This window comes from Hansschlegelia beijingensis (assembly GCF_014196425.1).
Taxonomy (GTDB): Bacteria; Pseudomonadota; Alphaproteobacteria; order Rhizobiales; family Methylopilaceae; genus Methylopila; species Methylopila beijingensis.
The window spans coordinates 1,203,280-1,229,354 of record NZ_JACIDR010000001.1; the positions used below are offsets into that span (position 1 = coordinate 1,203,280).

23 protein-coding genes and 1 pseudogene are annotated in these 26,075 nt (G+C 68.7%); 7 read left to right on the forward strand and 17 right to left on the reverse strand.

Annotated features, from left to right (window positions below):
- Positions 1–70: 70 nt before the first annotated feature.
- From GGR24_RS05595 to GGR24_RS05610, 4 genes are read right to left on the reverse strand one after another with little or no spacing between them, the layout of a single operon-like run.
- The gene (locus GGR24_RS05595) at positions 71–709 is read right to left on the reverse strand and encodes an ABC-type transport auxiliary lipoprotein family protein (RefSeq protein WP_343066201.1); all 639 of its coding nucleotides are present in this window, start codon (positions 707–709) and stop codon (positions 71–73) included.
- A 14-nt stretch (positions 710–723) separates the two neighbouring features.
- The gene (locus GGR24_RS05600) at positions 724–2,304 is read right to left on the reverse strand and encodes an MlaD family protein (protein WP_183394254.1); all 1,581 of its coding nucleotides are present in this window, start codon (positions 2,302–2,304) and stop codon (positions 724–726) included.
- A gap of 14 nt (positions 2,305–2,318) precedes the next feature.
- Positions 2,319–3,134 (reverse strand): ABC transporter ATP-binding protein, encoded by an 816-nt coding sequence (locus GGR24_RS05605; RefSeq protein ID WP_183394503.1) that lies wholly within the window; start codon positions 3,132–3,134, stop codon positions 2,319–2,321.
- Entirely contained in the window at positions 3,134–4,279 is a 1,146-nt protein-coding gene (locus GGR24_RS05610; protein WP_343066202.1) for an MlaE family lipid ABC transporter permease subunit, read from the reverse strand. Before GGR24_RS05610 ends, GGR24_RS05605 begins: the two co-directional genes overlap by 1 nt.
- Positions 4,280–4,381: 102 nt before the next feature.
- Here GGR24_RS05610 and dgcN point away from each other — a divergent pair, with 102 nt between their 5' ends.
- The 3 genes from dgcN (at position 4,382) to GGR24_RS05625 (ending at position 7,462) form a co-directional block, all read left to right on the forward strand.
- On the forward strand, positions 4,382–5,389 hold the full coding sequence (gene dgcN / locus GGR24_RS05615; protein WP_183394256.1) for an N-acetyltransferase DgcN: 1,008 nt from the start codon (positions 4,382–4,384) through the stop codon (positions 5,387–5,389).
- A gap of 37 nt (positions 5,390–5,426) precedes the next feature.
- Positions 5,427–6,416, forward strand: coding sequence for an N-acetyl-D-Glu racemase DgcA (gene dgcA / locus GGR24_RS05620; RefSeq protein WP_183394257.1), 990 nt, complete (start codon positions 5,427–5,429; stop codon positions 6,414–6,416).
- Positions 6,417–6,523: 107 nt separating this feature from the next.
- On the forward strand, positions 6,524–7,462 hold the full coding sequence (locus tag GGR24_RS05625) for a serine/threonine-protein kinase (RefSeq protein ID WP_183394258.1): 939 nt from the start codon (positions 6,524–6,526) through the stop codon (positions 7,460–7,462).
- Here the strand turns inward: GGR24_RS05625 and GGR24_RS05630 are convergent.
- Both GGR24_RS05630 and GGR24_RS05635 read right to left on the reverse strand, forming a co-directional pair.
- Positions 7,459–8,496 (reverse strand): glycosyltransferase family 4 protein, encoded by a 1,038-nt coding sequence (locus tag GGR24_RS05630; RefSeq protein ID WP_183394259.1) that lies wholly within the window; start codon positions 8,494–8,496, stop codon positions 7,459–7,461. The genes GGR24_RS05625 and GGR24_RS05630 overlap by 4 nt on opposite strands.
- A gap of 34 nt (positions 8,497–8,530) precedes the next feature.
- Complete coding sequence (locus GGR24_RS05635) at positions 8,531–9,340, reverse strand: UDP-2,3-diacylglucosamine diphosphatase (protein WP_343066215.1); 810 nt, start codon at positions 9,338–9,340, stop codon at positions 8,531–8,533.
- A gap of 231 nt (positions 9,341–9,571) precedes the next feature.
- Here GGR24_RS05635 and GGR24_RS05640 point away from each other — a divergent pair, with 231 nt between their 5' ends.
- Positions 9,572–10,033, forward strand: coding sequence for a DUF2852 domain-containing protein (locus GGR24_RS05640; protein WP_183394261.1), 462 nt, complete (start codon positions 9,572–9,574; stop codon positions 10,031–10,033).
- Between the two features lie 91 nt (positions 10,034–10,124).
- The gene (locus GGR24_RS05645) at positions 10,125–10,904 is read left to right on the forward strand and encodes an SDR family oxidoreductase (RefSeq protein WP_183394262.1); all 780 of its coding nucleotides are present in this window, start codon (positions 10,125–10,127) and stop codon (positions 10,902–10,904) included.
- A gap of 74 nt (positions 10,905–10,978) precedes the next feature.
- On the opposite strand, the gene GGR24_RS05650 is transcribed toward GGR24_RS05645, so the two are convergent.
- Positions 10,979–12,304, reverse strand: a complete 1,326-nt coding sequence (locus tag GGR24_RS05650) for an OmpP1/FadL family transporter (RefSeq protein ID WP_183394264.1) — start codon at positions 12,302–12,304, stop codon at positions 10,979–10,981.
- A 284-nt stretch (positions 12,305–12,588) separates the two neighbouring features.
- Here GGR24_RS05650 and GGR24_RS05655 point away from each other — a divergent pair, with 284 nt between their 5' ends.
- Positions 12,589–13,491 carry a fumarylacetoacetate hydrolase family protein gene (locus tag GGR24_RS05655; protein WP_183394265.1) on the forward strand — a complete coding sequence of 301 codons (903 nt, stop codon included), beginning with the start codon at positions 12,589–12,591 and terminating at the stop codon, positions 13,489–13,491.
- Positions 13,492–13,602: 111 nt separating this feature from the next.
- Positions 13,603–15,075, forward strand: a complete 1,473-nt coding sequence (locus GGR24_RS05660; protein WP_183394267.1) for a helicase HerA domain-containing protein — start codon at positions 13,603–13,605, stop codon at positions 15,073–15,075.
- Between the two features lie 10 nt (positions 15,076–15,085).
- Here GGR24_RS05660 and GGR24_RS05665 read toward each other — a convergent pair whose 3' ends face one another.
- The 10 genes and pseudogenes from GGR24_RS05665 to GGR24_RS05710 form a co-directional block, all read right to left on the reverse strand.
- On the reverse strand, positions 15,086–15,808 hold the full coding sequence (locus tag GGR24_RS05665; protein WP_183394268.1) for an endonuclease/exonuclease/phosphatase family protein: 723 nt from the start codon (positions 15,806–15,808) through the stop codon (positions 15,086–15,088).
- 16 nt (positions 15,809–15,824) lie between these two features.
- The gene (locus tag GGR24_RS05670) at positions 15,825–17,246 is read right to left on the reverse strand and encodes a phospholipase D-like domain-containing protein (RefSeq protein ID WP_183394269.1); all 1,422 of its coding nucleotides are present in this window, start codon (positions 17,244–17,246) and stop codon (positions 15,825–15,827) included.
- 155 nt (positions 17,247–17,401) lie between these two features.
- Positions 17,402–18,010 carry a helix-turn-helix domain-containing protein gene (locus tag GGR24_RS05675; protein WP_183394270.1) on the reverse strand — a complete coding sequence of 203 codons (609 nt, stop codon included), beginning with the start codon at positions 18,008–18,010 and terminating at the stop codon, positions 17,402–17,404.
- Between the two features lie 79 nt (positions 18,011–18,089).
- A complete protein-coding gene (gene thiD, locus GGR24_RS05680) occupies positions 18,090–18,908 on the reverse strand; it encodes a bifunctional hydroxymethylpyrimidine kinase/phosphomethylpyrimidine kinase (protein WP_183394271.1) in 819 nt (272 codons plus the stop codon).
- Between the two features lie 51 nt (positions 18,909–18,959).
- A complete protein-coding gene (locus GGR24_RS05685) occupies positions 18,960–19,688 on the reverse strand; it encodes a phosphatase PAP2 family protein (protein ID WP_183394272.1) in 729 nt (242 codons plus the stop codon).
- 205 nt (positions 19,689–19,893) lie between these two features.
- A pseudogene (locus GGR24_RS17595) lies at positions 19,894–20,082 on the reverse strand (formate dehydrogenase subunit delta); the annotation flags it as partial.
- A gap of 77 nt (positions 20,083–20,159) precedes the next feature.
- Positions 20,160–21,011: a formate dehydrogenase accessory sulfurtransferase FdhD gene (gene fdhD / locus GGR24_RS05695; protein ID WP_183394275.1), complete on the reverse strand. Its 852-nt coding sequence runs from the start codon at positions 21,009–21,011 to the stop codon at positions 20,160–20,162.
- Positions 21,012–21,144: 133 nt separating this feature from the next.
- Positions 21,145–23,985: a formate dehydrogenase subunit alpha gene (gene fdhF, locus GGR24_RS05700; protein WP_183394276.1), complete on the reverse strand. Its 2,841-nt coding sequence runs from the start codon at positions 23,983–23,985 to the stop codon at positions 21,145–21,147.
- A gap of 10 nt (positions 23,986–23,995) precedes the next feature.
- Entirely contained in the window at positions 23,996–25,555 is a 1,560-nt protein-coding gene (locus tag GGR24_RS05705) for a formate dehydrogenase beta subunit (protein ID WP_183394278.1), read from the reverse strand.
- Positions 25,552–26,055: a formate dehydrogenase subunit gamma gene (locus GGR24_RS05710; RefSeq protein ID WP_183394280.1), complete on the reverse strand. Its 504-nt coding sequence runs from the start codon at positions 26,053–26,055 to the stop codon at positions 25,552–25,554. The genes GGR24_RS05705 and GGR24_RS05710 overlap by 4 nt, the downstream gene beginning before the upstream one ends.
- Positions 26,056–26,075: the final 20 nt, after the last annotated feature.

Genomic DNA, 26,075 nt, shown 5'->3' on the forward strand with positions numbered 1-26,075 from the left:
AAAGGACATGGAGAGCGCTCGGCCGGGAGCGCGGCGGAGCTCAGCTGCGGCCGCCGTGGCGGCCGCTCCGTCAGATGCGGCGGCCCGTCCAGACGACGAGGGCTGTCAGCACCTCATCCAGCGCGCTGTCGAGCGCGCGAGCCGCGGCCGGACCGGCGATCGCGGCGTTCAGCGGCCGGCGGGCCGTAAACACTTCGGCGGCGACGATCTTGCCCGTCTTGTCATTGACGATCTTCGCGGTGAGCTCCGCCTTGGCGAGGCCCGAGGTCGCATCGACGTCGAAGGAGCGGAGCTCCGTCACGAGCTGGTAGTCCACCGAGAGCCTGTCGCCCGGCCGGCCGACGGAGCCGAGCCGGTTGGCGTTCTCGTAAGCCTCGATGATCTTGGCCTGCATCAGCTTCGGGAGCCGGTCGGACCACTGCGCGTTCGGCAGATAGGCCACCTCGCCCGGCTTCGGGTGAACCGCGATCCTTTGCCCGTCGAGCACGGCCACGGCGGCCGGCTCGCCCACCACCAGGTTGCCGCGCCCGCGTCCCGCGTCCGGCACATTGCGAGGCGCCGAGAGATCGAAGGTCGTCGGCGGGGAGCCGCCTGCGAGCAGGCTCGTGCAGCTCGAAAGCGCAAGCGCGCCAGCGAGCAGCGCCGCCGCCCGCAACGCGCGAGGTCCGGCTGCGCCGCGCGCGGCCGGCGTCGTTTCGCTCGTGTTCACCTGCAGCGTCCTTGTCATCGACCGCGATACTCCGGCACGCCGCCGCTGTCGCCGAACAGGAACTGGCGGGGGTTCCGTTTGAGCTCCTGGATCACGGAATCCAGATTGTTCAGCGTGCGGCGGCTGTCGGCGACGAAGGCCGAAAGGTCGCGCGTGCCCGAATTCGACAGACGCGTGACGCCCGCCGTGATCTCGGCCGTCCGGCTCTCGAGCTTGATCGCCAGCTCGCGGATCGCCTGCGAGGTCTTCTGGAAGTCGGCGATCGCGCCCTGCGCCTCGCCGCCGCCCACGACCTTGCGGGCGTCGTCCAGCAGTCCGTCGAGCTTGTCGGCGGTGCCTGTCAGCCGCGAGGCGATGCTGCGGGCGTCGGCGACGATCTGGTCCACGTTCTGGGCGTTGCGGCCGAGCGCTTCGGCGAAGGCGTTCACGTTGTCGACGGTCGAGCGGATCTTGTCGCCGTCGATCGCCGAGACAGCGCGGTCGATGCTCGCCACGGTGCGGTTGATCGTCGGACCGTCGATCGAGGTCGCGAGGCCTGCGACGCCGTCGACGGCGCGATTCACCTTCTCGGGGTCGATCGCCGCGATGACCTGCTCGGCGTTGCGCGAGGCGTTCTGAACGTTGTCGATCACGCTGGAGACCTTCGCAGGGTCGATCGACTGGAGCACGGCGGTGAACCGGTCCACGGACGCGTTGACCTTGCTGGGGTCGACCGCGGCCACGATCGCCTGAACCTGCTTGAGGGTGTCCTCGACGCGGGAGCCGGCGCCGCGCAACTGTTCGGCCAGCTGCGCCACGTCGCCGATCGCCTGATCGACCTTCGGGCCGGCGTTCTTGAGCGAATCCGTGAAGGCGACCGCGTTCGACATCGTCTGGTCGACCTTGTTGACGTCGACCGCGCGGACGAGGTTCTGAACGTCGGTGACCAGCGGCACCAGACTGTCGGCGAGATTGCCGATCTGGCGCGCGGCGACGCCGGTGTTCTGCATGAAGCCCTTGATGTCGCCCGAGTTCGCGGCGAGCGCCGCCGTGAACGTCTCGACGTTCTGCAAAGACCGCTCGATCGAGCCGCGGCTGTTGCCTACCAGGCCCTGAATGTCGCCGAACGTGGTCTGCGCCTGCTGCAGCACCGTGCGCGCGCCCTCCAGGATGTCCTGGAACGCCGAGGCTTCCGCGATCAGCACGGGCGCGTTGTTCGGGTCGCCGTCCTTCGTCGTGACGAGCGGGAGAGCCGGCGCGGTCGGCGAGCCGCCGGTGAGCTGCACGACCGCCCCGCCCGTGAGACCGGTCATCTCGAGCCGGGCCCGCGTGTCGGTGCGCACAGGCGTGTTCTTGGCGATCTCCACGCGCGCGATGACCTTGGCGGGGTCCTGCGGGTCGAAGTTCAGGTCCACCACGTCGCCGACGCGGATGCCGTTGAACAGCACTGCGGAGCCGGGCGTCAGGCCCGAGACGGCGCCGGGGAACTGGATGCGATAGATCGCACGGTCGCGGTTCTGGCCGATGTCGGAGAACCACCAGACGAAGGCGAAGGCGGCGGCGATCACCGCCAGGGTGAAGGCGCCGATCAGGGCGTGGTTCGCGCGGGTTTCCATCTGTCCGGTTCGCCTCAGGCCGCCGTGGCGCCAATGCCGGCGGCGCGCGCCCGCTCGCCCCGGAAATACTCTTTCATCCAGGGATCGTCGTTCTTGACCATCTCGGACATCGGGCCGATCGCCAGAACCTTTCCGCCCTTGAGCGCGGCGATCCGGTCGCAGGCGGTGGTCAGCGTGTCCAGGTCGTGGGTCACCAGATAGACGGTCAGGCCCAGGGTCTCCTTCAGGGTCATGATCAGCCGGTCGAACGCGTTCGCGCCGATCGGGTCGAGCCCCGCGGTCGGCTCGTCGAGAAACACGATGTCGGGATCGAGCGCCAGAGCGCGCGCCAGGGCGGCGCGCTTGATCATGCCGCCGGAAAGCTCGGAGGGGAACCGGTCGCCGGCGTCCGGCTTCAGCCCGACCAGATCGATCTTCAGCCGCGCGATCTCCTCCCGCAGCTTGGGGCTGAGCTTGGTGTGCTCGCGAAGCGGCATCTCGACGTTCTGACGCACGGTGAGGGACGAAAACAGCGCGCCCTGCTGGAACAGCACGCCCCAGCGGCGCTCGATCCCGAGCCGCTCCTCGTCCGTCGCTTCGTCGAGATCGACCCCGAACACCTCGACCTTGCCGGCGCGCTTCGGCGTCAGCCCGATGATCGCGCGCAGCGAGACCGACTTTCCGGTCCCGGACGGTCCCACGACGCCCAGGATCTCGCCTTTGCGCACGTCCATGTCCATGCCGTCGATGACGTTGCGCTCGCCGAAGCCGACGACGAGATCGCGCACGCGGATGACGAGCTCCTCCTGGCCGGAGCGGCCCTGGGCGGAATCAGCGGGGGCGTCGTTCATCATATGCCTATCGCCGCGAAGAACATCGCGAACAAGCCGTCGAGGACGATGACGACGAAGATCGACTTCACCACCGAAGACGTCGTCCGCTGACCGAGCGACTCGGCCGAGCCCTTCACCTTCATTCCTTCGGTGCATGCGATCAGGCCGATCACCAGCGCCATGAAGGGCGCCTTGATGATTCCGACGAAGAAGGTCTGCAGCGACAGCGCGTCCTTGAGCCGTTGCAGGAAGGTGATCGGGGTGATGTCGCCATAGCCCCAGGCCACCAGCCCGCCTCCCAGCAGGGCCGCCATCGCGGCCAGGAAGGACAGCAGCGGCATCGCGATCAGCAACGCCGTGAGGCGCGGCATGGCCAGCACCTCGATCGGATCGAGGCCCATCGTCCTCAGGGCGTCGATCTCCTCGCGCATCTTCATGGAGCCGATTTCGGCCGTGAAGGCGGAGCCGGACCGGCCGGCGACCATGATGGCGGTCAGCAGCACGCCGAGCTCGCGCAGCACCAGAATGCCGAGCAGGTCGACCACGAACAGGGTCGCGCCGAAATTGCGGAGCTGGAAGATGCTCTGCTGGGCGACGATGGCGCCGACCAGGAAAGAGATCAGCGTGATGATCGGCACCGCCTGAAGGCCCACCCGATCGAGGTGCGCCACCGAGGCGGTGAAGCGGAACCGCCAGGGCGCGATGATCATCCGCCCGGTGGTGACTACGACCGCGCCGAGGAAGCCGAGGCCCTTCGAGACGTCCGCGCCGGCCGCCTCGACGCGTTCGCCGAAATGGGCGAGCCAGGCCACCACGCCACGGTCGCGCTGCTCCGGAGGCGGCGCATCCTGACCCCGCCCGCGCAGAGCCTCCATGAGGCGCGCATGCTGGGGCCGGACATTGTGAAGCTCGGCCGTCGCTCCTGCGTCTTCCGCGGCGCGCCGCATCCGCTCGATGAGCAACGCGCCGACCGTGTCGAGCCGCTCGAGGCCGGACAGGTCGAACGCGACGGTTTTGCTCTTCGCGACGGAGAAATCGACGGCGTCGATCTTCGGCTGCAGCAGATCGCCGGTCTCGGCGGTCCACGGGCCAAGCGGCGTCAGCACGAGACCGTCGTCGAATGCCTCGACCTTCAGATCCGCGACGTCTTCCGCAACCTGCACCCGGATTCGCCTGTAATCGCGACGCCTTGCCGGTCAGCGCCCCGCTCGTAATACTCAGCCGCGTCGCGTCCTGTCGAGGCGACCGCCCCTTCGGAGACCTTGGTGGAGATCACGAAGCCTTATCTGTTGTTTCTAGGCGACGCTCCCGACGCGCTTGCGGCGAAGACCGCGACCGGCATCGTCGACTGGCGACGCGACTGGTGCGTCGGCCAGATCCGGCTGCCGGGGTGCAAGGCGGACACGGGCCTGCCGGATCTCGACGTCCAGGAGGCGGTCGCGCGGGGCGCGCGGACGATGGTCATCGGCGTCGTGAACGCAGGCGGATCGCTGCCGGAGCACTGGGTCGACCAGATCGTCGCCGCGCTGGAGGCGGGCCTCGACGTCGCGAGCGGCCTGCATGAACGTCTGGGCGACCTGCCGCGCGTCGCGGAGGCCGCCCGCGCGCACGGCCGTCGCCTGCACGACGTCCGGCGCTCCGACCAGCGGTTTGCGACCGGCAAGGGCGTGAAAAGGCCGGGGCGGCGACTGCTGACGGTCGGCACCGACTGCTCGGTCGGCAAGAAATACACCGCGCTGGCCCTTGAGGCCGAAATGCGGGCGCGCGGCCTCGACGCGGAGTTCCGGGCGACAGGCCAGACCGGGGTGCTGATCGCCGACCGCGGCGTCGCGATCGACGCGGTGGTGGCGGACTTCATCTCAGGCGCGGCCGAATGGCTTACGCCCGCAGCCGCGCCGGACCACTGGGACGTGATCGAAGGTCAGGGGTCTCTGTTCCATCCGTCCTTCGCCGGGGTCACGCTCGGCCTGCTGCACGGCGCCCAGCCGGACGCTTTCGTGGTCTGTCACGAGCCGACCCGGACCACGATGCGCAATGTCGATTTCCCCCTGCCGACGATCTCCGACGTCATCGACGAGACGATCGCGGCCGGACGTCTGACCAATCCGGACATCCGTTGCGTCGGGATCGCGATCAACACCGCGGCGCTGCCGGAGGACGAGGCGCGCGCCACGCTGGACGCCGCTCGGGCGGCGCACGCCCTTCCGGTCTCCGATCCCGTCCGCTTCGGCGTGGCGCCGATCGTGGACCGGCTTCTGGCGGAGTTCTCGTGAGTCCTCTTTGCGGTCACGCGCGGAGGGAGCTCTAGCGTTGCCGATCACCCTCGCCTCCCGGATCGAGCGCTGGCCGGTCGCCGGCGCTTTTTCGATCGCGCGCGGCTCCGTGAGCGAAGTCGTGACCGTCGTCGTCGAACTGTCTGACGGAGCGCACCGCGGACGCGCAGAGTGCCGCCCCTATGGCCGCTACGGGGAGACGCCGGATGGCGTAAAATCCGAGATCGACGCTCTCGCGTCCGAGATCGCCTCGGGCCTTGGCCGCGAGGCGCTTCAATCGAGGCTCCCCGCGGACGCGGCGCGCAACGCGCTCGACTGCGCTTTCTGGGACCTGGAGGCGAAGCGGTCCGGCATGAGCGTCGCCGCGTTGGCGGGCATTCCCGAGCCTGCGCCGCTCGTCACCGCGTTCACGCTCAGCCTTGCCGAGCCCGAGGCGATGGCGCGCGCCGCGCAGGCCGCGGCGGACCGGCCGCTGCTCAAGATCAAGCTCGGCGCAGGCGACGGGCGCGACCCCGCGCGGCTGGCGGCCGTGCGCGCCGCAGCGCCCGCGGCCGAACTCATCGTCGACGCCAACGAAGGCTGGCGCGACGACGCCCTGGCCGAGAACCTCGCGGCCTGCGCGGCCGCGCGCGTGACGCTCGTCGAGCAGCCTTTGCCGGCCGGCGAGGACGCGGTCCTCGGCCACATCGCGCGGCCGATACCGGTCTGCGCCGACGAGAGCGCGCATGATCGGGCCAGCCTGTCGGGCCTCGCCGGCCGCTACGACGCCGTGAACATCAAGCTCGACAAGACAGGGGGACTGACGGAGGCGCTCGCCATGGCGGAAGCGGCGCGGGCGGACGGGCTCCTCGTGATGGTCGGCTGCATGCTCGCCTCCTCGCTCGCGATGGCGCCCGCCGTCCTTGTCGCTCAGGGCGCCGCGGTCGTAGACCTCGACGGACCTCTCCTGCTCGCCCGCGATTGTCCGGAAGGCCTGGTCTACCGAGGTAGCCTGCTCCATCCGCCCACCCGGGCGCTCTGGGGATGACGTAACAATTCGTTAACGACACGGCTTTTCGTGCACGGGGAAAGGCCGTTAGATGACCGACTGCGGCGTTGAAGCTTGAAGCGCTGAACGTCGGGAGTCCGGTCGTCATGACAGAGCCGCCTTTTTCTTCGGACGACTATGAGGCGATCGCCGCCGCCGTGATGGAGACGGAGCGGGGTCGCTGGTTCCTGACGGAGTATGCGCGCCGCAACCGCGCGGCCGACACCGCCGCGATCCTGGACGCGCTTTCCGAACTGGAGCGTCGCTTCCAGCAGCAGGCGCCGCAGGCGGACGCCGGCCGTATGGCTCACCTGCTGGGCGCCGCGAGCGAGCGAACCCGGCTTCTGCGAAACGAGCTCAAGCAGGCCGGCGCGGGCAAGCCGGTGGCGCGCGCGTTGCGGCAGCTGAAGCGCCTGGAGCGTCTTGTCGCCCTGGCTTTGAGCGAGGTCGAGCCCTCGGCTGCGAAACGCTCCGTCGCTCAGGCGATCGCCGCCGGGGAGCCGGACGACTTCCTGGCTCACGTAGAAGAGCCCGCGGAGGGCGCCCCTGAGCACCTCGCGGCGGACTGGTCTGACGCAGGCGTCGAGGCCGAACCGAGATCCGACTGCTCCGTGTCGGTAAACGGCCACCTCATCGATCTTCTGGCCCCTGCCCCGGAGATCGAGAGCCCGCCGGATCACGACTCGGAGGAGGACGCCGACCATCCTCAGGCGGTGGTCAGCGCCGATGCGATCGACGACCCGGGACAATCCAAGGCCGCGGCCGCCCGCCACGACGATGAGGCGCCGGTCGTCTTCCGCCCGAATGCGCCTGTCCGGCCGCAGCAGCAGGTCGGGTCCGCCGTAGCGGCGAACGCCCCTCTGGCGGAACTTCTGGCCACCTCCAGCAGGCTCGAGACGCCGAGCTTCGCGCGCTTCGACCCCGACGACGACTCCGCGGCCGGAGCCTCCACGCGGCCGCCGGCGGCGCCCCGGATGCCCGCCGCATGGATGCCGTCCCTTCTCGACGACCTTTCCGAAGAGGAGAAGGCGATCCTCTTCGCCTAGCTTTCCGGGGACCGCTTGCATGACCCATGGCGGGCCAGCACGGCGCGGACGTTCTCGACGAACAACCTGGCCGCTTCTTCCCAGCTGTGGCGCAGCGCCAGAGCCCGCGCCTCGTCGCGGGATGCGGAAAGCCCCCGCAGCGCCGCCGCCCCGAGATCCTCGTCCAGAGCGCCGGCCGCTTCGCCCTGCAGGATGTCTGCCGGGCCGGTGACCGGATAGGCCGCTACCGGGAGGCCGCTTGCCAGCGCCTCAAGAATGACGATGCCGAACGTGTCGGTGCGGCTCGGGAACACGAAGACGTCGCTCGAGGCGTAGGCCTCCGCGAGCGCCTCGCCTTCCAGCGTGCCGACGAACCGGGCATCCGGAAATCTCCGTTCAAGCTCGTCCCTCGAAGGTCCGTCCCCGACCACCACCTTCGAGCCGGGCAGTTCGAGCGAGAGGAAGGCCGCAAGGTTCTTCTCCGGCGCGAGGCGCCCGACATAGAGGAAGATCGGGCGGGGCAGATTGAAGACGTCGACGCCGGGGCGCGGCCGGAACAGCTGCGCGTCGACGCCCCGCGTCCAGCGCATCAGTCGCTTGAAGCCATGCCGCTCGAGGTCACGCGCCAGCGACTCCGTGGCGACCATCACGCCGTCGCCTGCATTGTGAAAACGGCGCAGCCAGGCGTAGGTCAGCCACTCCGGCACGGGGGCGCGCCGCCGGACATATTCGGGGAACCGCGTGTGGTAGCTCGTCGTGAAGGCGCGTCCGCTGCGAAGGCAGGCGCGACGCGCGGCATGCCCGAGCGGCCCTTCGGTGGTGATGTGGACGTGATCGGGCCGGCTCTCCTCGATCATCCGCGACACTCTGGCCGCGCTCGCCAGCGCCAGCCGGATCTCCGGATAGGTCGGCAGAGGGACTGTGCGGAACGCGTCCGGGGTCAGCAGATCGATCTCGGCCCCGAAGGCCGGCGCATGCGCGACCAGATGCTCGATCGTGCGCACGACGCCGTTGACTTGCGGCCGCCAGGCGTCGGTGACGACCAGAACGCGCATTGATGCTCGCGGCTCTCCCTGCCTCGGCGGACGATCAGGCTGCCCGGAGGCCGGAGCCCGCCGGAGCCTCGCGCGCCGGCTTAGTCATCGAACGACGTTCGGCCCAGCGGATGAGCTCGAAGCGTCCGTCGTGATGTTCGACGACCGCGGTGCAGCTTTCAACCCAGTCGCCGGTGTTCACATACGCGACGCCGGCCATGTCATGCATGGTCGCGTGGTGGATATGGCCGCAGATGACGCCGTCGACCCGCTGCTTGCGCGCCTCCGCTGAAAGCGTCTCCTCGAATCGCCCGATGAAGTTCACGGCGTTCTTCACGCGCAGCTTCGCCCATGCGGAGAGCGACCAGTAACTGAGCCCGAGCCGGCGGCGCAGGACGTTGAGGTGGGCGTTCAGGATGAGGGCCGTCTCGTACGCCCAGTCGCCGAGCAGCGCGAGCCATCTGGCGTGGCGCACCACCATGTCGAACACGTCGCCGTGGATGACGAGGAAGCGGCGTCCGTCCGCGGTCTCGTGGATCACGCTTTCGAGCACCTCGATGCCGCCGAAGTGCGAGCCGCAGTACTTCCGCAGGAACTCGTCATGGTTGCCTGGCACGTAGAAGATCCGCGCGCCCTTGCGAGCCTTGCGGAGGAGCTTCTGGACCACGTCATTGTGGCTCTGCGGCCAGTACCAGGTCTGCTTGAGGCGCCAGCCGTCCACGATGTCGCCCACGAGGTAGATCGTGTCGGCGTCGTGCGCCCGAAGGAACTCGAGAAGCATCTCGGCCTGACAGCCCTTGGTGCCGAGATGGAAGTCCGAGAGGAACAAGGCTCTGAAGCGTCGAGGCTCAGGCTCGTCCAAAATGCGCTCCTCCTGTGACGCGTTGCGTTTCCATGGGCGCGAATAGGTCAACTTCGTCTCAATCGTATGACAATCCGTCGGGCTGCGACCCGCGACGCTTTTGTGTGACAGATGGCGCGGCGCCGGCGCGGCGCCAGCGATCGTCGTCGCGAGCCTCTTGAAGCGGTTTCCTGGTATGGCCAACTAAATGGCGACCGGGCCGCCGCTCCTTCCGCGGCCTCTCTGGAGACTGCGATGACCTCGAACCCTTATGCCGACGAAGTAGCCGCCATTCCGGGCGTGCCGCATCGCTGGACGGCGCTCACCATAGCGCTGACCGTCATTGGCTTCGTCGTGTTCTGGCCGCTCGGCCTGGCGATGATCGCCTATGTCCTCTGGGGCGAACGCATCATGGCCTGGGCGCGCGGCGGAGACGGGGCGTTGACCAAGTTCCGGCGCGCAGCCGAGGACATGAGCCGTAATTTCCGGGACGAGTTTGCGCCCAAGAGCGCCGGCGTCCGCCGCCCGACCGGCAACGCCGCCTTCGACGCCTGGCGCGAAGCCCAGATGCGCCGCCTCGACGAAGAGCGCCGGAAGATCGACGAAACCACCGAAGCCTTCGAGGCGCATCTCCGCGCCAAGCGCGGCGCGTTCGATGAAGCCGCGCAGCGCGAGGAGTTCGAGGGTTTCATGGCGGGCCGCCACGGCGGCGTTTGATCGGCCTTCACCGGCCGTGAGACAGAGAAGCCGGCCCATGTGGCCGGCTTTTTCGCATCGGAGGCGCCGCAAGCCGGCGCGGGGAGGAACAATGGATCTCGGCATCGCCGGCCGCACTGCGATCGTCTGCGCGTCCAGCAAAGGGCTCGGTCGAGCATGCGCCACGGCGCTCGCCGCCGAGGGTTGCCGCGTGGTGATCAACGGACGCGATGGGGCGCGCCTCGAACGCACCGCGTCGGAGATCCGCGCCGAGACCGGCGCGGAGGTGATCGCGGTCGTGGGCGACGTGTCGACCTTTGAGGGCCAGGAGGCGTTGCTGAAGGCGGCGCCGCAGCCGGACATCCTCGTGAACAACAATGGCGGACCGCCCCGGAAGGACTTCCGCGAGCTGAACCGGGAGGCGATGCTGGACGGCGTCGTGGCCAACATGGTCACGCCGATCGAGCTGATCCAGCGCGTGATCGACGGCATGGCGGAGCGCGGCTTCGGCCGCATCGTGAACATCACGTCGGCCTCCGTGAAGGCGCCGATCACCGGCCTCGACCTGTCGAGCGGGGCCCGCGCGGGTCTGACCGCCTTCATGGCGGGCGTCGCCCGAACCGTGGCGGACCGCAACGTGACGATCAACGCGATCCTGCCGGGCATGTTCGACACCGACCGACTGCGCGGCGGTTTCCCCGCGGAGGCGCGGCTCACCGGACGGACCGAGGAGGAGGTCGCGGAACGCCGCCGCTCGCTGGTGCCGGCCCGCCGCTTCGGCGATCCGGAGGAGTTCGGCCAGCTCTGCGCGTTCCTGTGCTCACGCCACGCGGGCTACGTTACGGGCCAGAACATCCTGATCGACGGCGGCGCCTTCCCGGGCGCGTTCTAGCCCCTCGCCGGTCGGGAAGGAAAAGGGCCGGCCCTCCCCCAAGGGCCGGCCCTGATCGACGACAGCAGGCGCGCTCAGTCCTTGAGGACGAGCGCGGCCGGCGCGCTGCCGCCGAACTTGTATCGAACCGCTGCCGAAACGATGTGGATGTCCGTCTTCGCCTGAGCCCGGTAGGAGAAGGCCTGCCCGGGGAAAGCGTCGGCGTCTCCGGGATTGATCTCGATCTTCGACTTGTTGGGAACGAAGATGTAGGAATAACCCAGATCGAAGGTGAAGCGGTCGCTGTACTTGTACGAAGCGCCCGCCGACAGCCACCACCGGTCGTCGTCCGGGAGCCGGTTGCTGCGGTTCTTGTCGTTGATCGGCGACAGCTCGTACGCCACGCCGGACCGCAGCGTCAGCTCGGGCGAATAGGCGTATTCGCCGCCGACCGAGAAGAACCACGCGTCCGTGTAGTCGAACGGCAGCGTCGTCACCGTGCCGCCGCCTGTGCGGCTCTTGACCCGAACCCGATCCAGACGGCTCCAGTTCGTCCATTCGAGCCCGGCCAGCATGGTGAACTGTTCGTTCAGCTTCTGCCTCAGGCCGATCGAGACCGTCTCCGGGAGGGTGACGTTCCCCTTGATCTTGGCGTCCGGGAAGCCCGGCGTGGGGAAGTAGAGGTCGCCCTTGAGGTTGTGCTTGATCGCGGAGCGGAAGCCGACGCCGAGCTCGGTTCCTTCCGCCGGCTTTACGGTGAAGCCCGCCGTGAAGCCGACCCCGACGTCGTCGGCCTTGAGCGACGCCGAGCCCGCTCCCGGCAGCGTCGCGCCCGCTCCCAGACCGATGAAAGCCTGTCGCAGGCGGATGTCGAAATACTGTATCTGCACGCCGGCCGCGACGCTGAGCCAGTCATTGACCGTGTAGCCTACGGTCGGGGCGGCGTTGATAGACCGCACCCGCGACGACCGCGCGTAGACCTGTCCGCCCCAGTTGCTGCGGGGGTCCGTCGCCAGCCCGAAGGGCGTGTTCATCGAGAGGCCGATCGCCACCTTCTCGTTGATCCGGTAGGCGTTGTAGCCCGCGATCAGGATCGCGTTCTTGCCGATGTCGCCGCTGTTCCCGAAGATGGCGGTCGGGGTCGAGGCGTCGATGTCGATCTTCGAGGACGGGAAGATGCCCGTGAGATGCTGCTCGCCTTGGTAGGCCTCGACCTGGTTCACCACGGCCGGGTTCCAGAACATCCCCGAGATGGTGTCGCCCCCGCCCGCAGCCATGCCGGCAAAGGAAGCGCCCTGCCCGCTCGCGCTTTGTTCGCGGATGGCGAAGGCCCCGGCGAAGGCCGAAGTGGAGGACGCACAGACCAGGATAGTTGCCGCGGTGGCGAGCCATGGGCGGCTGCGGCGTGACGTATTCGACATGGATCCCCCGGGGCGGCCCCCTTGGGGACCCTTGATCTCGCCGCGATTCACGGCTTCCCGGAGAGGGTGAAAGGCGGGGCGTCATCCCGCAATCAGCGCTCAACCGCGCTCGCGCTCTTTGGCCGCAATTGTGACCCTATCGCACCACATTTCACAGTGTTAGCCGGCAAATCTGTCAGGGCCCCCGCCTTTTGGATGGGGATGAGCCGCTTGGCTGCGCCGCCTGAGTCGCTAAAACGGTTTCAAACAACCGCTTTAGACGCGGCACAAACGGGGAGACGTCGATGAAGCTCGTGCGATTCGGAGAGGCAGGCGCCGAGCGGCCCGGCCTGATCGACGCCGACGGCGCCATCCGGGACCTGAGCGACGTCGCGCCGGACATCGCCGGCGCGACTCTCACCAGGGCGGGCCTGGACCGCATCCGCAGCGTCGACGCATCGAGCCTCCCGATCGTTCCGGCGGACGCGCGCCTCGGGCCGTGCGTCGGCGGCGTGCGCAACTTCATCGGCGTGGGCCTGAACTTCGCCGACCACGCCGCCGAGACCGGGCTGCGGATCCCGCGCGAGCCGATCCTGTTCAACAAGGCGCCGAACTGCATCGTCGGCCCGAACGACGACGTGATGCTCCCCCGGGGACACCAGCGCGTGGACTGGGAGGTCGAGCTCGCCTTCGTGATCGGCGACCGCGCGCTCTACGTCTCCGAGGAGGACGCGCTGTCCCACGTCGCAGGTCTCTGCGTCTGCAACGACGTCTCCGAGCGCTACTTCCAGACGGAACGCTCCGGCCAGTGGACCAAGGGCAAGGGCTGCCCGACCTTCGGTCCCCTCGGGCCGTGGCTCGTGACGCTGGACGAGATCGGCGACCTCGACAATCTGGAGATGTTCCTCGACATCAACGGCCGGCGCGCCCAGACCGGCAACACGTCGACGATGATCTTCAAGATCGCCTATCTGGTCAGCTACATCAGCCAGTTCATGGCGCTCGACCCGGGCGACGTGGTCACCACCGGGACGCCCCCCGGCGTCGGCATGGGGATGACGCCGCCGACCTATCTGAAGCCCGGCGACGTGATGCGCCTCGGCATCGAGGGGCTTGGCGAGCAGCAGCAGAAGGTGGTGGCCTTCCGCGAGGAAGTCGGCGCGCAGCCGTCCCACGCCTATCCGAGCGGCGTCGACTTCGCGCGCTGAGGCGCCGCAGCGCCGGCCGTCGCCAGCTTCCTGGGGAAAACCTTCCCCTGACCCGCGACGCCGGCGCCGCGATGCGGCACGGTCCGCGGTCCAAGGGCGACTGGGAAGTGAATGACGGTCGGCATCGACATCGGGGCGCGGTCCGGCGGGCAGCGCGCCGTCTTCGACCTCGAGGAACTGCTCGCGACGCGTCTGCTGGTGCAGGGCAACTCGGGCTCGGGGAAGTCGCATCTTCTGCGCCGCCTGCTCGAGCAAAGCGCCCCCTGGGTCCAGCAATGCGTCATCGACCCTGAGGGCGACTTCGTCACGCTCGCGGACGCGTTCGGCCATGTCGTCATCGACGCCGCCAGCGTGGAGCGCGAACTCACGGCGATCGCCGAACGCGTGCGCCGGCACCGCGTCTCCGTGATCTTCAACCTCGAGGGCCTCGACGTCGACCGCCAGATGCGGGCGGCGGCGGCTTTCCTGAACGGCCTGTTCGACGCGGACCGGGACAACTGGTACCCGGCTCTCGTCGTCGTGGACGAGGCGCAACTATTCGCGCCGGCGGCCTCCAGCGAGGCGGAGGAGGAGTCGCGGCGGCAGTCGCTGGGCGCCATGACGAACCTGATGTGCCGCGGCCGCAAGCGCGGCCTGGCGGGCGTCATCGCCACGCAGCGGCTTGCGAAGCTCGCCAAGAACGTCGCGGCGGAAGCCAGCAACTTCCTGATGGGCCGCACCTTCCTCGACATCGACATGAGCCGGGCGGCCGACCTGCTCGGCATGGAACGTCGGCAGGCCGAGACGTTCCGGAACCTGGACCGCGGCCAGTTCGTCGCCCTGGGCCCAGCGATCGGCCGCAAGCCGGAGCGGGTCGCGATCGGCCCGGTCAAGACCGAAGCGCGCGGCGGCGGGCCCAAGCTGACGCCGCTGCCGGAAGCCGGCGAGGACGCCGCAGGACTGATCTTCAGCCGGGGAGCGGACGAGATCCGCCCCCGCCCGGCGCCCGCGACCGCCTCGGTCGCGGACGTTCTGGCGCAGCTCTCGCAGCCGCGGGTCGACGCAGACGCGCCCCCGCCGCCGGCCGATCTGTTCGCCGGCGCGGAGCGGGAGGCGAAGATCGCGACGATCATGGCCGAGATGATGGCGGAGCCGGAGGCCGGATTTCAGCCCGTGTCGCTGCTCTATCAGGACTTTCTGGTCCGCTGCCGCATCGCCCGGTTGCCCGGAGAGGCGCCGGACCTGCCTCGTTTCCGCCGCGAGCTCGCGCTCGCCAAGGCGGGGCTGGATCAGGGCTCCGTCGAGTCGTCCGATTGGGACCAGGCGACGCTCGTCGCCGCCTCGCTCCCGGAGGACGTCCGCGGCGTATTCCTGCTGATCGCGCAGGCCGCCCACGGCAAGCATCCCTGCCCGTCCGACGCGGAGATCGCACGCGCCTACGGCACCCGTTCGACCGGACGCGCCCGCCGCTTGCTCACCTATATGGAGGAGCGCGGTTTCCTGAGCTGCGCCGCCGACCTGCGCGGCAACCGCATCGTCATGCTCCCGGATCTCGGCTGGCAGACCGCGCCCGGTCCGGCGGAAGCGCCCGCCGCGGTCGGCTGACCTTCAGGGATCAGGCCGCGCTCCGGACGTCGCCCACCCGCGCCGAGAGGTCGATCCGGGCGACCAGCGGGAGGTGATCGGACGCCTTGCGCGCAAGCGGCGTGTTGTGGACCGCGAGATCGTTGATCAGCCCTCGCGGCCAGCCGATGATCCGGTCCAGCGGGAAGATCGGCCTTCGGGAGGGGAAGCTCGGCAGCGGGTGGGCCTCGCCGAACAGCGGCTCGAACACGTTGAGAGCCGACCGGCGCTTGCGACGCCATTCGTTGAGGTCGCCGAGCAGGATCGTGGGCATCGGCGGCAGGTCCTTGAAGGCGGCAAGCAACGCGTTCGCCTGGCTCACGCGCGATCGCCGCAGCAGACCGAAATGCGCCGCGATGACGCGGAACTGCCCCTCTCCGAGATCGAGCTCCGAGATGATCGCCCCGCGCGGCTCGATGCCCGGAAGCCGCAGCCGCAGCCTTCGATAATGCGTGGGCTCCCCCGCCACCAGCAGGGCGTTGCCATGCCAGCCGTGACCTTCCGGCGCGTCGGATTGCGCAAGCAGGTGCAGGCCCGCCTCGCGTTTCAGCTCGACCGGATCGAGAAGGCCGATGCGCTGGCCGAAGCGGTGGTCGACCTCCTGGAGGGCGACGAGTTGCGGGCCGATCTCCTTCAGCACCTGGACGATCCGGTCGGGCCGCACCTGGCCGTCCGTTCCGCGGCACTTGTGTATGTTGTAGGACGCGACTCTCAAGCGGACCTCGACCCTTTCAGATGTAGGGGGACATCAGCCTGGCCGAGGCGTCCCGCAATTTCGTGATGAAATGGCGACCGTCGACCTCCGCCGCCGTGATGGGCTCCCCGCATTTCTCCTTGATGATCGCCGAGAGCTTTCGCGCGAACTCCGGATCGTAGAACTCCACTGTCAGCTCGAAGTTCAGCCGGAGACTGCGGCTGTCCCAGTTCGCGCTTCCGATCAGGCTCCACTCGTCATCCACCGTCATCAGCTTGGAGTGGTCGAACGGCGGAGGTGACCGCCAGAGCTGGCATCCCGCTTCGATCAGCGGCGAGATATGGGCGCTGCTCGCCCACGCGACGAGCCGGTGATTGTTGACGGCCGGCATGACCAGGCGAACCTTCACCCCTCTCAGGGCCGCGAGTTGCAACGCCGTAAGTAGCTGTTCCTCTGGCAGGAAATAGGGCGTCGCTATGTTGATCGAGCGGCGCGCCGAAGCGATTGCGGAGAGAAGCACCAGCACAAGCTGGTCGACGGACTGGTCAGGCCCGGAAGCGATCGCGCGGGCGAACGCCCGATGCGCCTCCGCCGCGTGAGGAACGTGCGGCTTCCGCAAAGGTTCGCCAGTCGTGAAGTGCCAGTCGTCGTCGAACCCCTCCGCGATCTGCCTGACGACCGGTCCAGACAGCCGGAAATGGACGTCGTGCACCGGGCATTTTGAGGGCCAGTCCCTCAGATTCTCCGCGCCGATGTTCAGACCACCGACGAACGCGGTCTCCCCGTCCACGATCAGCGCCTTCTTGTGCAGCCGCAGGTCGAGCAGCGGCATCTTCCACGGCCAGATCGAATGCAGGAATCTTGCCGCCGGCACGCCCTCCCGACGCAGCGCGTGATAGGCGGGCGAGCGGAAGAAGCCGCCGCCCATCCCGTCGATCAGCACGCGAACCGCGACGCCCCGGCGGTGGGCCCGGGCGAGCGCCTGCACGAATGGCAGCCCGGCCTCGTCGACGCGGAAGATGAAGGTCGCGAGATCGACCGAGCGCGTGGCCTGGTCGATCGCCGCCACCATCTGCGGATAGCCTTCGTCGCCGCAGTGCAGGATCTGCTCGACGGCGGCGGGCTCGACGTCCAGACCCGTGATCGCGCCGACGGCGATCTGCAGACGCTCCGTCTGGGGACTCGGCGCCCCGCCGCCGGTGCGATGGCGGGCATGGCGCGAGTGACGGCCTCTCAGCCTGCGGGCGCGCCGATGCACGCGGTTGATGCCGAAGCCGACGTAGAGCAGCGGGCCGAAGAAGGGCGAAAGCCAGGATATGCCGATCCAGCCGATCGCCGCGCGGACGTCGCGCTTGTTCATCAGCGCGTGGACCGTCACAGCGGCCGCGAAGGTGACGTGCAGGCCGCTGAGCAGAAGCTCCTGGTGTCCGAGCAGATCTATGATCGCGGCGATCTCCATCTAGCCCCGCGTGCGAGGCGGCGCGCTGACCGGCGTCCGCGCTCCGGACCAGCGGCGCGCCTCCCGCCCATCGGGACCGGCGCGCTTGTTATAGCGCGGGCGCGCTGACAGACGGCGAAACGCGGCTGGCCGTGGCGACGCCACGGCGCGCCGGCTCATTCCATGACGGCCGCCTTCATGATACACACCATCGTCGCGTGCAACGGCTGGTCGCCCACGGCCCGCACGACATGCGGCCTGTCGCAGCGGTAGCGCAGCGTTTCGCCGGCCTTCGCGTGCTCCACGACGCCCGCGACCGTCACCTCGGCCTCGCCCGAAAGCACCGAAAGGCACTCCAGCGATCCGCGCTGATGCCCCTCAGACTCGAGAGCCCCGCCGGGCTCCGCGTTGACGTCGTACCACTGCAGCCATTCGACGGTCTTGATCCAGCCGATGATCGACAGCCGCATCTTGCCGTCGTCGGACACGATGTGCGGCGTGTCGCGGCGGGCGAGCTTCTCGACGAAGGGTTCTTCATCCGCGGAAGCCAGCACGCGGTCGATCGACACGTCGAGCGCCTGGGACAGGCGCCAGATGGTGGCGAGCGTCGGGTTCGTCTCGTTGCGCTCGATCTGGCTGATGATCGACTTCGCGACGCCGGACTGCTCTGCCAGCTCGGAAAGAGAGAAGTTGTAGGCCTTCCGCAGCCTCTGGACCGTCTTGCCCAGCTGGCCCGAGACGAAGTGCGCCCCCGTCTCGAGATCGGTCCGCCCCCGCCCGGCCATCATTCATCCTGTTGTTTGAAGGGTCGAACACCCGTTCGTCAGGACGGACGCTACTGGGCTCGCGGGCTTGTCGCAAGCGTCAGCGGTCGTCGGGCGACCACCACCGCGCGAAATGATGGACCGGCCCGTGGCCGCGGCCGACCGAGAGCCCGTCGGCGGCGGCGAGCGCCTCGGCGAGATAGGACCGGGCCGCCCGCACCGCGTCTTCCAGCGCCGCGCCTTGCGCGAGCTTGGCCGCGATCGCGGAGGACAGCGTGCAGCCCGTGCCATGCGTATTCCGGGTCCGCAGGCGCGGCCCCGTTATCCGGCTCGCCGAGCCGTCCGGGGCGATCAGCACGTCGACGCTCTCCGGGCCGTCGGCATGGCCGCCCTTGACCAGAACGGCACGGGCGCCGAGGCGCTGGAGCGCCCGCCCCTGCTCCGCCATCTCGTCCTCGCTGTCTGCGGGATCGCAATCGAGCAGCGCCGCCGCCTCAGGGAGATTCGGGGTGAGCAACAGCGCCAGAGGCGCCAGACGCGACCGCAGCGCCTCGATCGCGTCGCCGGCGAGCAGGCGTGCGCCGGAGGACGCGATCATGACCGGGTCGATCACGACCTTGTCGACGCGGTGACGGACCAGGGCGTCTGCGATCGCTTCGATCGACTCGGCCCGCGAAACCATCCCGATCTTCACGGCCCCGACGGCCAGATCCTCCATCACGGCGTCGATCTGGGCCGCGATGAATTCCGGCGGGGCGTCATGTATGGCGGTCACGCCACGGGTGTTCTGCGCCGTCAGGGCGACGATCGCGGAAGCGCCATAGACGCCAAGCGCCGAAAACGTCTTGAGGTCGGCCTGAATCCCCGCGCCGCCCGATGAATCGGAGCCCGCGATGGTGAGCGCGATCGGAACAGCCATGGCCTCTGATACGGTCCCGTTCCTCAGCGGCCAAGACTCGGCCGCATCGCCTCAGCCGGATTGAGTCTCATTGTCGCGCGGCTTGAGCCAGCGCGCGATCATCCAGCACAGCAGGGCCCAGGAGGCGCCGAGGGTCCAGCCCGCCAGCACGTCCGTCGGATAGTGCACGCCGAGGAACACGCGGCTGAAGCCGACCATCAGCGTCAGCAGGCCGGCCACCGCGAAGATGTAGCCGCGCACGACCTTCTTGCGTTCGGTCCGCGCCAGCAGGGCGCCGAGCGTCAGGAAGGTCGCCGCCGCTCCCATGGCGTGGCCGCTGGGGAAGCTCATCGAGTGGACGGCCACCAGATGATCGACCAGATCGGGCCGCGGCCGCGCGAAGATGTTCTTCAACAGATTGGTGAGGATCGAGCCGCCGATCACCGAGCCGGCGACCAGCGCCGCGTTCGCGAACCGCCGGGTCACCAGCAGGTAGGAGACCACCAGCACGGTCAGAAGCGTCAGCACCGTCACGCCGCCAAGCGCCGTGACGTCGGCCATCATGATCTCAAGCCACTGTGGCCCGATCGGGCGCGCCCGGTCGTTGGGGTCGCGCAGCGCGAGCAGAATGGCCTCGTCGAAGGCGCGCGTGTCGCCTTCCGCCATATTGTCGCTGATGCGCAGGAAGGCGAATGCGAGCCCCGAACACAGCAGGAAGGCGACGAGCGTGCCGAACTCCGGCAGTCGCCAGGACGGCGTCCACCGGACAACAGAGAAAAGCGGCTTGCGCGCAGGTTCCATATCACCGACCCGAGATGCTGAGGTGGGTCGGAGATAGCGCCGGCGCCGGCGTCGACAGCCCCACCTAGGCGTCGCGCTCCTCGACCCGCGCCAGCCCGGCCTTGTCCTTCGTCGGGCCGGGATGGTCCTGTGACGCCTCGCCTGTGCGCGGCTGGTCGGTCGGCGCCTTCTCGGCCTCGCCGCGGGTGGGGCGTTTGCCCTCCGCCGCCTGCTTCAGGATGGTGAGCGCCTCCAGCACATGCGGCTCGAGCCCCCGCCCGCCGGTCGCATCGATATGGCGGAAGATTTCAGCACGCATGCGCGGATCCCAGAAATGCTGGATGTGGTCCAGCACGCCGGGGACGACCTTCTCCTTGGGCTGGCTCTTGAAGAACCACCCGATCTGGTTCGCCATGTAGATCAAGCGATCGAGCGTCGTCTTGTGGTGGTGGCCCTGCGCCTCAGCGACGCCCGCGCTGCCCGGCTGTGCGGTCATTGTCCGGCTCCTCCGGCCGCGAGCTTCTCCGGCTCGGCGGCGATGATGCGATGGTGATGCGTGAAGACTTCGAAGCCGTCCGACCGAGCGATGGCGGCCAGCGTGATTCCGGCCTCGTCGGCCATCCGCACGCCGAGCGCCGTCGGCGCCGAGACCGCCACGACAAGCCCGACGCCGACCACAGCGGCCTTCTGGATCATCTCGACCGACACCCGGCTCGTGAGGACCACGAAGCCGTCCTCGGTCCCCTCGCCCGCACGCGCCAGGGCGCCGGCGAGCTTGTCGAGAGCGTTGTGCCGTCCGACGTCCTCTCGGACTGCGATGAGGCCGGTCTCCGGGCGGAAAAAGCCTGCGGCGTGCACGGCGCGGGTCGCGTGATTGAGCGCCTGCGCGCGGCTCAGCGCCTCCAGGGCCTCGTGGATCTCGCTGGCGGAGAACGTCCGCTCGGCCTCGACGCGCCGGGCCGGCTTCACGGCCTGCTCGAGGCTGTCGATGCCGCACAGCCCGCAGCCGGTCGGACCGGCGAGATTGCGCCGGCGCCGTCCCAACCGCTCGCCAAGCCCTCGCTTGAGCCACATGCGCGCCTCCAGCCCGGCGTCGGCGTGCTCGACGATCTCAAGGCTTTCGATCTCCTCGGGCGCGCCGATGATGCCCTCAGTCAGGCTGAAGCCGATGGCGAAGTCCTCCACGTCCTGGGGGCTCGCCATCATCACGGCTTCGGTGCCGCCGTCATAGACGATCGCGATCGCGGTCTCGGCCGGGCTTGCGCGCTCGGACGTCTCGAGCGCGACGCCGTCGCGCCAGACGGTGCGGGAGATGCGGACGACAGCGGACGGAAGGTTGGTCATGACCGATCATACGACGTCATCCCGGCGCAAGGTAAGGGACGAGAACGGGGATCGAGCGCCGCGCCGGGCTTCATCTCAGAGCGATCCCGGACCGGCGCTCCAAGCGCCGTCCGGGATGACCTTCTGACAAAGCCTACTCTGCGGCTTCCGCCAGGATGCGGCGGCTGAGCCGGGAGTGCTCCTCATACTCCTCCTGCCATGCGCTCGGCCCGTTCGAGGGCGCGACCTGCACGGCCGTCACCTTGTACTCCGGGCAGTTCGTCGCCCAGTCGGAGAAGTCGGTGGTGATGACGTTCGCCTGCGTGTTCGGATGGTGGAACGTCGTGTAGACGACGCCCGGCGCCACCCGGTCGGTGATCAGGGCGCGCAGGCTCGTCTCGCCTGCGCGGCTGCGCAACGTCACCCAGTCGCCGTCCCGGACGCCGCGATCCTCGGCGTCCGCCGGATGGATCTCCAGCCGGTCCTCCTCGTGCCACCGCGAGTTCTCGGTGCGGCGGGTCTGCGCGCCGACATTGTACTGGCTGAGGATGCGGCCGGTGGTGAGAAGCAGCGGGAAGCGCGGACCGACCTTCTCGTCCGTCGGCACATATTCGGTGATGACGAAGTTGCCCTTGCCGCGGACGAACTCGCCGATGTGCATGGTCGGCGTGCCTTCCGGAGCCTCCTCGTTGCAGGGCCACTGCACCGAGCCGAGCTCCTCGAGCTTGGCGAAGGAGACGCCATTGAAGCTCGGCGTCGAGGCCGCGATCTCGTCCATGATCTCGGACGGATGGTTGTAGTCCATCTCGTAGCCCATGGCCTTGGCGATCATCAGCGTGATCTCCCAGTCGCCATAGCCGTTCTTCGGCGCCATCACCTTGCGGATGCGCTGGATGCGCCGCTCGGCGTTGGTGAAGGTGCCGTCCTTCTCGAGGAAGGAGCAGCCCGGCAGGAACACATGGGCGTAATTCGCGGTCTCGTTCAGGAACAGGTCCTGCACGACGACGCACTCCATCGCCTTGAGCCCGCCGATGACATGCTGGGCGTCCGGGTCGGACTGGGCGATGTCCTCGCCCTGCACGTAGAGGCCCTTGAACGTGCCGTCGACGGCGGCGTCGAGCATGTTCGGAATGCGCAGGCCGGGCTCGGGATCGAGCGGCACGCCCCAGAGCTTCTCGTAAAGCTCCCGGGTGTCGTCCTGGCTGACATGGCGGTAGCCCGGGTACTCGTGCGGGAACGAGCCCATGTCGCACGAGCCCTGCACGTTGTTCTGGCCGCGCAGTGGGTTCACGCCGACGCCCTCGCGACCGATGTTGCCGGTCGCCATGGCCAGGTTGGCGATCGCCATCACGGTCGTGGTGCCCTGGCTATGCTCGGTGACGCCGAGGCCATAGAAGATCGCGGCGTTGCCGCCGGTCGCATAGAGCCGCGCGGCCTCGCGGACGAGATGCGCGGGCACGCCCGTCACGGCTTCCGTCGCCTCCGGGGAATGGCGCTCCTCAGCGACGAACTCCGTCCACTCATGGAAGGTGTCGAGGTCCGCCCGCTCGCGGACGAACTCCTCGTTCACGAGGCCCTCGGTCACGATCACATTCGCGAACGCGGTCACCAGCGCCACATTCGTGCCCGGACGCAGCGGCAGGTGGAAGTCGGCCTGGATGTGCGGGCTCTTCACCAGATCGATGCGGCGCGGATCGACGACGATCAGCCGCGCGCCCTGTCGCAGCCGCTTCTTCATGCGCGAGCCGAACACCGGATGGCCGTCGGTCGGGTTCGCCCCGATGACGAAGATCACGTCGGTATGCTCGATCGAGTCGAAGTCCTGCGTGCCGGCCGAGGTGCCGAACGTCGTCTTCAGGCCGTAGCCCGTCGGCGAGTGGCAGACGCGGGCGCAGGTATCGACATTGTTGTTGCCGAAGCCGGCGCGCACCAGCTTCTGGACGAGGTAGGTCTCCTCGTTGGTGCAGCGCGACGAGGTGATGCCGCCGACCGACGAGCGGCCATACTTGCCCTGGATGCGCTTGAACTCGGAAGCCGTGTAGGAGATCGCCTCCTCCCACGAGACCTCGCGCCACGGATCCGTGATGTTGGCCCGGATCATCGGCTTCAGGATGCGGTCCTGATGCTGCGCGTAGCCATAGGCGAAGCGGCCCTTGACGCAGGAGTGGCCGCGGTTCGCCCTGCCGTCCTTCCACGGCGTCATGCGGACGAGCTCGTCGCCGCGCATCTCGGCCTTGAAGGAGCAGCCGACGCCGCAATAGGCGCAGGTGGTGACGACCGAGTGCTCCGGCGTCCCGATGTCGTAGACCGACTTCTCCTGAAGCGTCGCCGTCGGACAGGCCTGCACGCAGGCGCCGCAGGACACGCATTCCGAGGTGATGAACGGCTCGTCCATGCCGGCGGAGACGCGGCTGTCGAACCCGCGGCCGGAGATCGTCAGCGCGAAGGTGCCCTGCACCTCCTCGCAGGCGCGCACGCAGCGCGAGCAGACGATGCACTTCGACGGATCATAGGTGAAGTACGGGTTCGACTCGTCCTTCTTGGAGACGATGTGGTTCTCGCCCTCATAGCCGTAGCGGACCTCGCGGAGGCCCACCACGCCGGCCATGTCCTGCAGCTCGCAATCGCCATTCGCCGAGCAGGTCAGGCAGTCGAGCGGGTGGTCGGAGATGTAGAGCTCCATGACGCCCTTGCGCAGCTGCTTCAGCCGCGGCGTCTGGGTCTTGACCACCATGCCGTCCATCACGGGCGTGGTGCAGGAGGCGGGCGTGCCGGCGCGCCCCTCGATCTCGACGAGGCAGAGCCGGCAGGAGCCGAACGCCTCGACCGAGTCGGTCGCGCAGAGCTTGGGGATCTCGTTGTTGATCTCCATCGCCGCCCGCATGATCGAGGTTCCTTCCGGAACCGTGACCTGCTGGCCGTCGATCATCAGGCTGACGGTCTTCTCCGCCTTCGAGGCGGGGGTGCCGTAATCGATCTCTTGGATGAGGCTCATGACGTTTCCCTCACTCCGCTGCGAGCATGGCCGGGCCACGCCCGAAATCTTCAGGGAAATGGGTGATGGCGCTCATCACCGGATACGGCGTGAAGCCGCCGAGCGCGCAGAGCGATCCCAGCTTCATCGTGTGGCAGAGGTCTTCGACGATCGTGAGCGCCCGCTCGCGCCCCGCGCCGCCGGCGATGACCTGATCGAGCATCTCGACGCCACGGGTTGAGCCGATGCGGCAGGGCGTGCATTTCCCGCAGCTCTCGATGGCGCAGAACTCCATGGCGAAGCGCGCCTGCTCGACCATGTCGACGTTGTCGTCGAAAACGACGATGCCGCCATGCCCGATCAGGCCGTCGCGCTTGGCGAAGGCCTCGTAATCGAAGGGCGTATCGAAGTAGGAGCGCGGGAAATACGCGCCGAGCGGCCCGCCGACCTGCACGGCCCGAACCGGCCGGCCGGTGAACGTGCCGCCGCCGACCTCGTCGACCAGTTCGCCGAGCGTCACGCCGAAGGCGATCTCGTAGAGGCCGCCATATTTGACGTTGCCGGCGAGCTGGATCGGCATGGTGCCGCGCGAGCGGCCGAAGCCGACCTCCGCGTAGGCCTTGGCGCCCTCAGCCAGGATGAACGGCACGGAAGCCAGCGAGATGACGTTGTTGATCACCGTCGGCTTGCCGAACAGGCCCTTGTGGGCCGGCAGCGGCGGCTTGGCGCGGACCAGGCCGCGCCTGCCCTCGAGGCTCTCGAGCAGGGAGGTCTCCTCGCCGCACACATAGGCCCCCGCCCCGACCCGCACTTCCATGTCGAAGGCGTAGTCCGAGCCGGCGACGCTACGGCCGAGATAGCCCGCCATGCGGGCGACCTTGATCGCCCGGTTCATCACCGCGACCGCGTGCGGGTATTCCGAGCGGCAGTAGACGTAGCCCTTGGTGGCGCCGACCGCGAGGCCCGCGATCGTCATGCCCTCGATGAGCTGGAAGGGATCGCCCTCCATGATCATCCGGTCGGCGAACGTGCCGCTGTCGCCTTCGTCGGCGTTGCAGACGATGTACTTCTGGCCGGGAGGGCACTGGGCGACGGTGCGCCACTTGATGCCGGTCGGGAAGCCGGCGCCGCCGCGCCCGCGCAGGCCGGAGTCGAAGACCTCCTCGACCGTCGCCGCGGCGCCGAGCTCGATCGCACGCTCCAAGCCCTTGTAGCCGCCATGGGCGCGGTAGTCGTCCAGCGACACCGGATCGGTGAGGCCGACCCGCTTGAAGGTGAAGCGCTCCTGCTTGGCGAAGAACTGGATCTGCTCGACGTCGCCGAGGCGGAGCGCGTCGCCCTTGCCGTCGAGCAGGCCGGCGTCGAGCAGCGTCTCGACGTCCCGCGCCTTGACGGGACCGTAACCGACGCGGCCGGAGGGCGTGACCACCTCGACCAGCGGCTCCAGCCAGAACATGCCGCGCGAGCCGTTGCGCACGATCTGCGCGTCGACCCCGCGGCGCTCCAGCGCGTCGGCCAGCGCCTTCGCGACCTTGTCGGCGCCGAGCGCGACCGCGCCCGCGTCGCCGGGGACATAGATGCGCGTCGTCATGCCCCGCACTCCGCGGCGATCTCTTCGATCTCCTCGTCATCGATGCGGCCGATCAGCCGGCCGTCGACCATCGCGGCGGGCGCGCAGCTGCACAGGCCGAGGCAGTAGATCGGCTCCAGCGTCACCTGGCCGTCCGGCCGGGTCTCGCCATAGCCGACGTTCAGCGTCTTGGAGATCTTGGCGGCGGTCGCGCGGCCGCCGGCGGCCTGGCAGGCCTCGGCCACACACACCTTCACGACATGCTTGCCGGCCGGCTCGTGACGGAAGTCATGGTAGAAGGTGAGGGTCCCGTGAACCTCTGCGCGCGACAGGTTCAGCGCGCTCGCGATCATCGGGACCGCGTCCTGCGGCACATAGCCGAAGGTCGCCTGCATCGCATGGAGGATGGGCATCGCGGCGCCTTCCAGCGGAAGGTGCTCGGTGATGATCTCCGAGCCGCGAGTCGGCGTCCAGGCCTCGTAACGTCCGCGCGCGACGGTGACCGAATGTCCCATGGTCATGCTGCGGCGCTCCTCCATAT

Excerpts from the sequence above, each read along its gene's own strand:
- GGR24_RS05600 (WP_183394254.1), bottom strand. The coding sequence starts at position 2,304 with ATGGAAACCCGCGCGAACCACGCCCTGATCGGCGCCTTCACCCTGGCG.
- GGR24_RS05605 (WP_183394503.1), bottom strand. The coding sequence starts at position 3,134 with ATGAACGACGCCCCCGCTGATTCCGCCCAGGGCCGCTCCGGCCAGGAG.
- GGR24_RS05625 (WP_183394258.1), top strand. The coding sequence starts at position 6,524 with ATGACAGAGCCGCCTTTTTCTTCGGACGACTATGAGGCGATCGCCGCC.
- GGR24_RS05630 (WP_183394259.1), bottom strand. The coding sequence starts at position 8,496 with ATGCGCGTTCTGGTCGTCACCGACGCCTGGCGGCCGCAAGTCAACGGC.
- GGR24_RS05640 (WP_183394261.1), top strand. The coding sequence starts at position 9,572 with ATGACCTCGAACCCTTATGCCGACGAAGTAGCCGCCATTCCGGGCGTG.
- GGR24_RS05645 (WP_183394262.1), top strand. The coding sequence starts at position 10,125 with ATGGATCTCGGCATCGCCGGCCGCACTGCGATCGTCTGCGCGTCCAGC.
- GGR24_RS05650 (WP_183394264.1), bottom strand. The coding sequence starts at position 12,304 with ATGTCGAATACGTCACGCCGCAGCCGCCCATGGCTCGCCACCGCGGCA.
- GGR24_RS05655 (WP_183394265.1), top strand. The coding sequence starts at position 12,589 with ATGAAGCTCGTGCGATTCGGAGAGGCAGGCGCCGAGCGGCCCGGCCTG.
- GGR24_RS05660 (WP_183394267.1), top strand. The coding sequence starts at position 13,603 with ATGACGGTCGGCATCGACATCGGGGCGCGGTCCGGCGGGCAGCGCGCC.
- GGR24_RS05670 (WP_183394269.1), bottom strand. The coding sequence starts at position 17,246 with ATGGAGATCGCCGCGATCATAGATCTGCTCGGACACCAGGAGCTTCTG.
- GGR24_RS05675 (WP_183394270.1), bottom strand. The coding sequence starts at position 18,010 with ATGGCCGGGCGGGGGCGGACCGATCTCGAGACGGGGGCGCACTTCGTC.
- thiD (WP_183394271.1), bottom strand. The coding sequence starts at position 18,908 with ATGGCTGTTCCGATCGCGCTCACCATCGCGGGCTCCGATTCATCGGGC.
- GGR24_RS05685 (WP_183394272.1), bottom strand. The coding sequence starts at position 19,688 with ATGGAACCTGCGCGCAAGCCGCTTTTCTCTGTTGTCCGGTGGACGCCG.
- fdhD (WP_183394275.1), bottom strand. The coding sequence starts at position 21,011 with ATGACCAACCTTCCGTCCGCTGTCGTCCGCATCTCCCGCACCGTCTGG.
- fdhF (WP_183394276.1), bottom strand. The coding sequence starts at position 23,985 with ATGAGCCTCATCCAAGAGATCGATTACGGCACCCCCGCCTCGAAGGCG.
- GGR24_RS05705 (WP_183394278.1), bottom strand. The coding sequence starts at position 25,555 with ATGACGACGCGCATCTATGTCCCCGGCGACGCGGGCGCGGTCGCGCTC.
- GGR24_RS05710 (WP_183394280.1), bottom strand. The coding sequence starts at position 26,055 with ATGACCATGGGACATTCGGTCACCGTCGCGCGCGGACGTTACGAGGCC.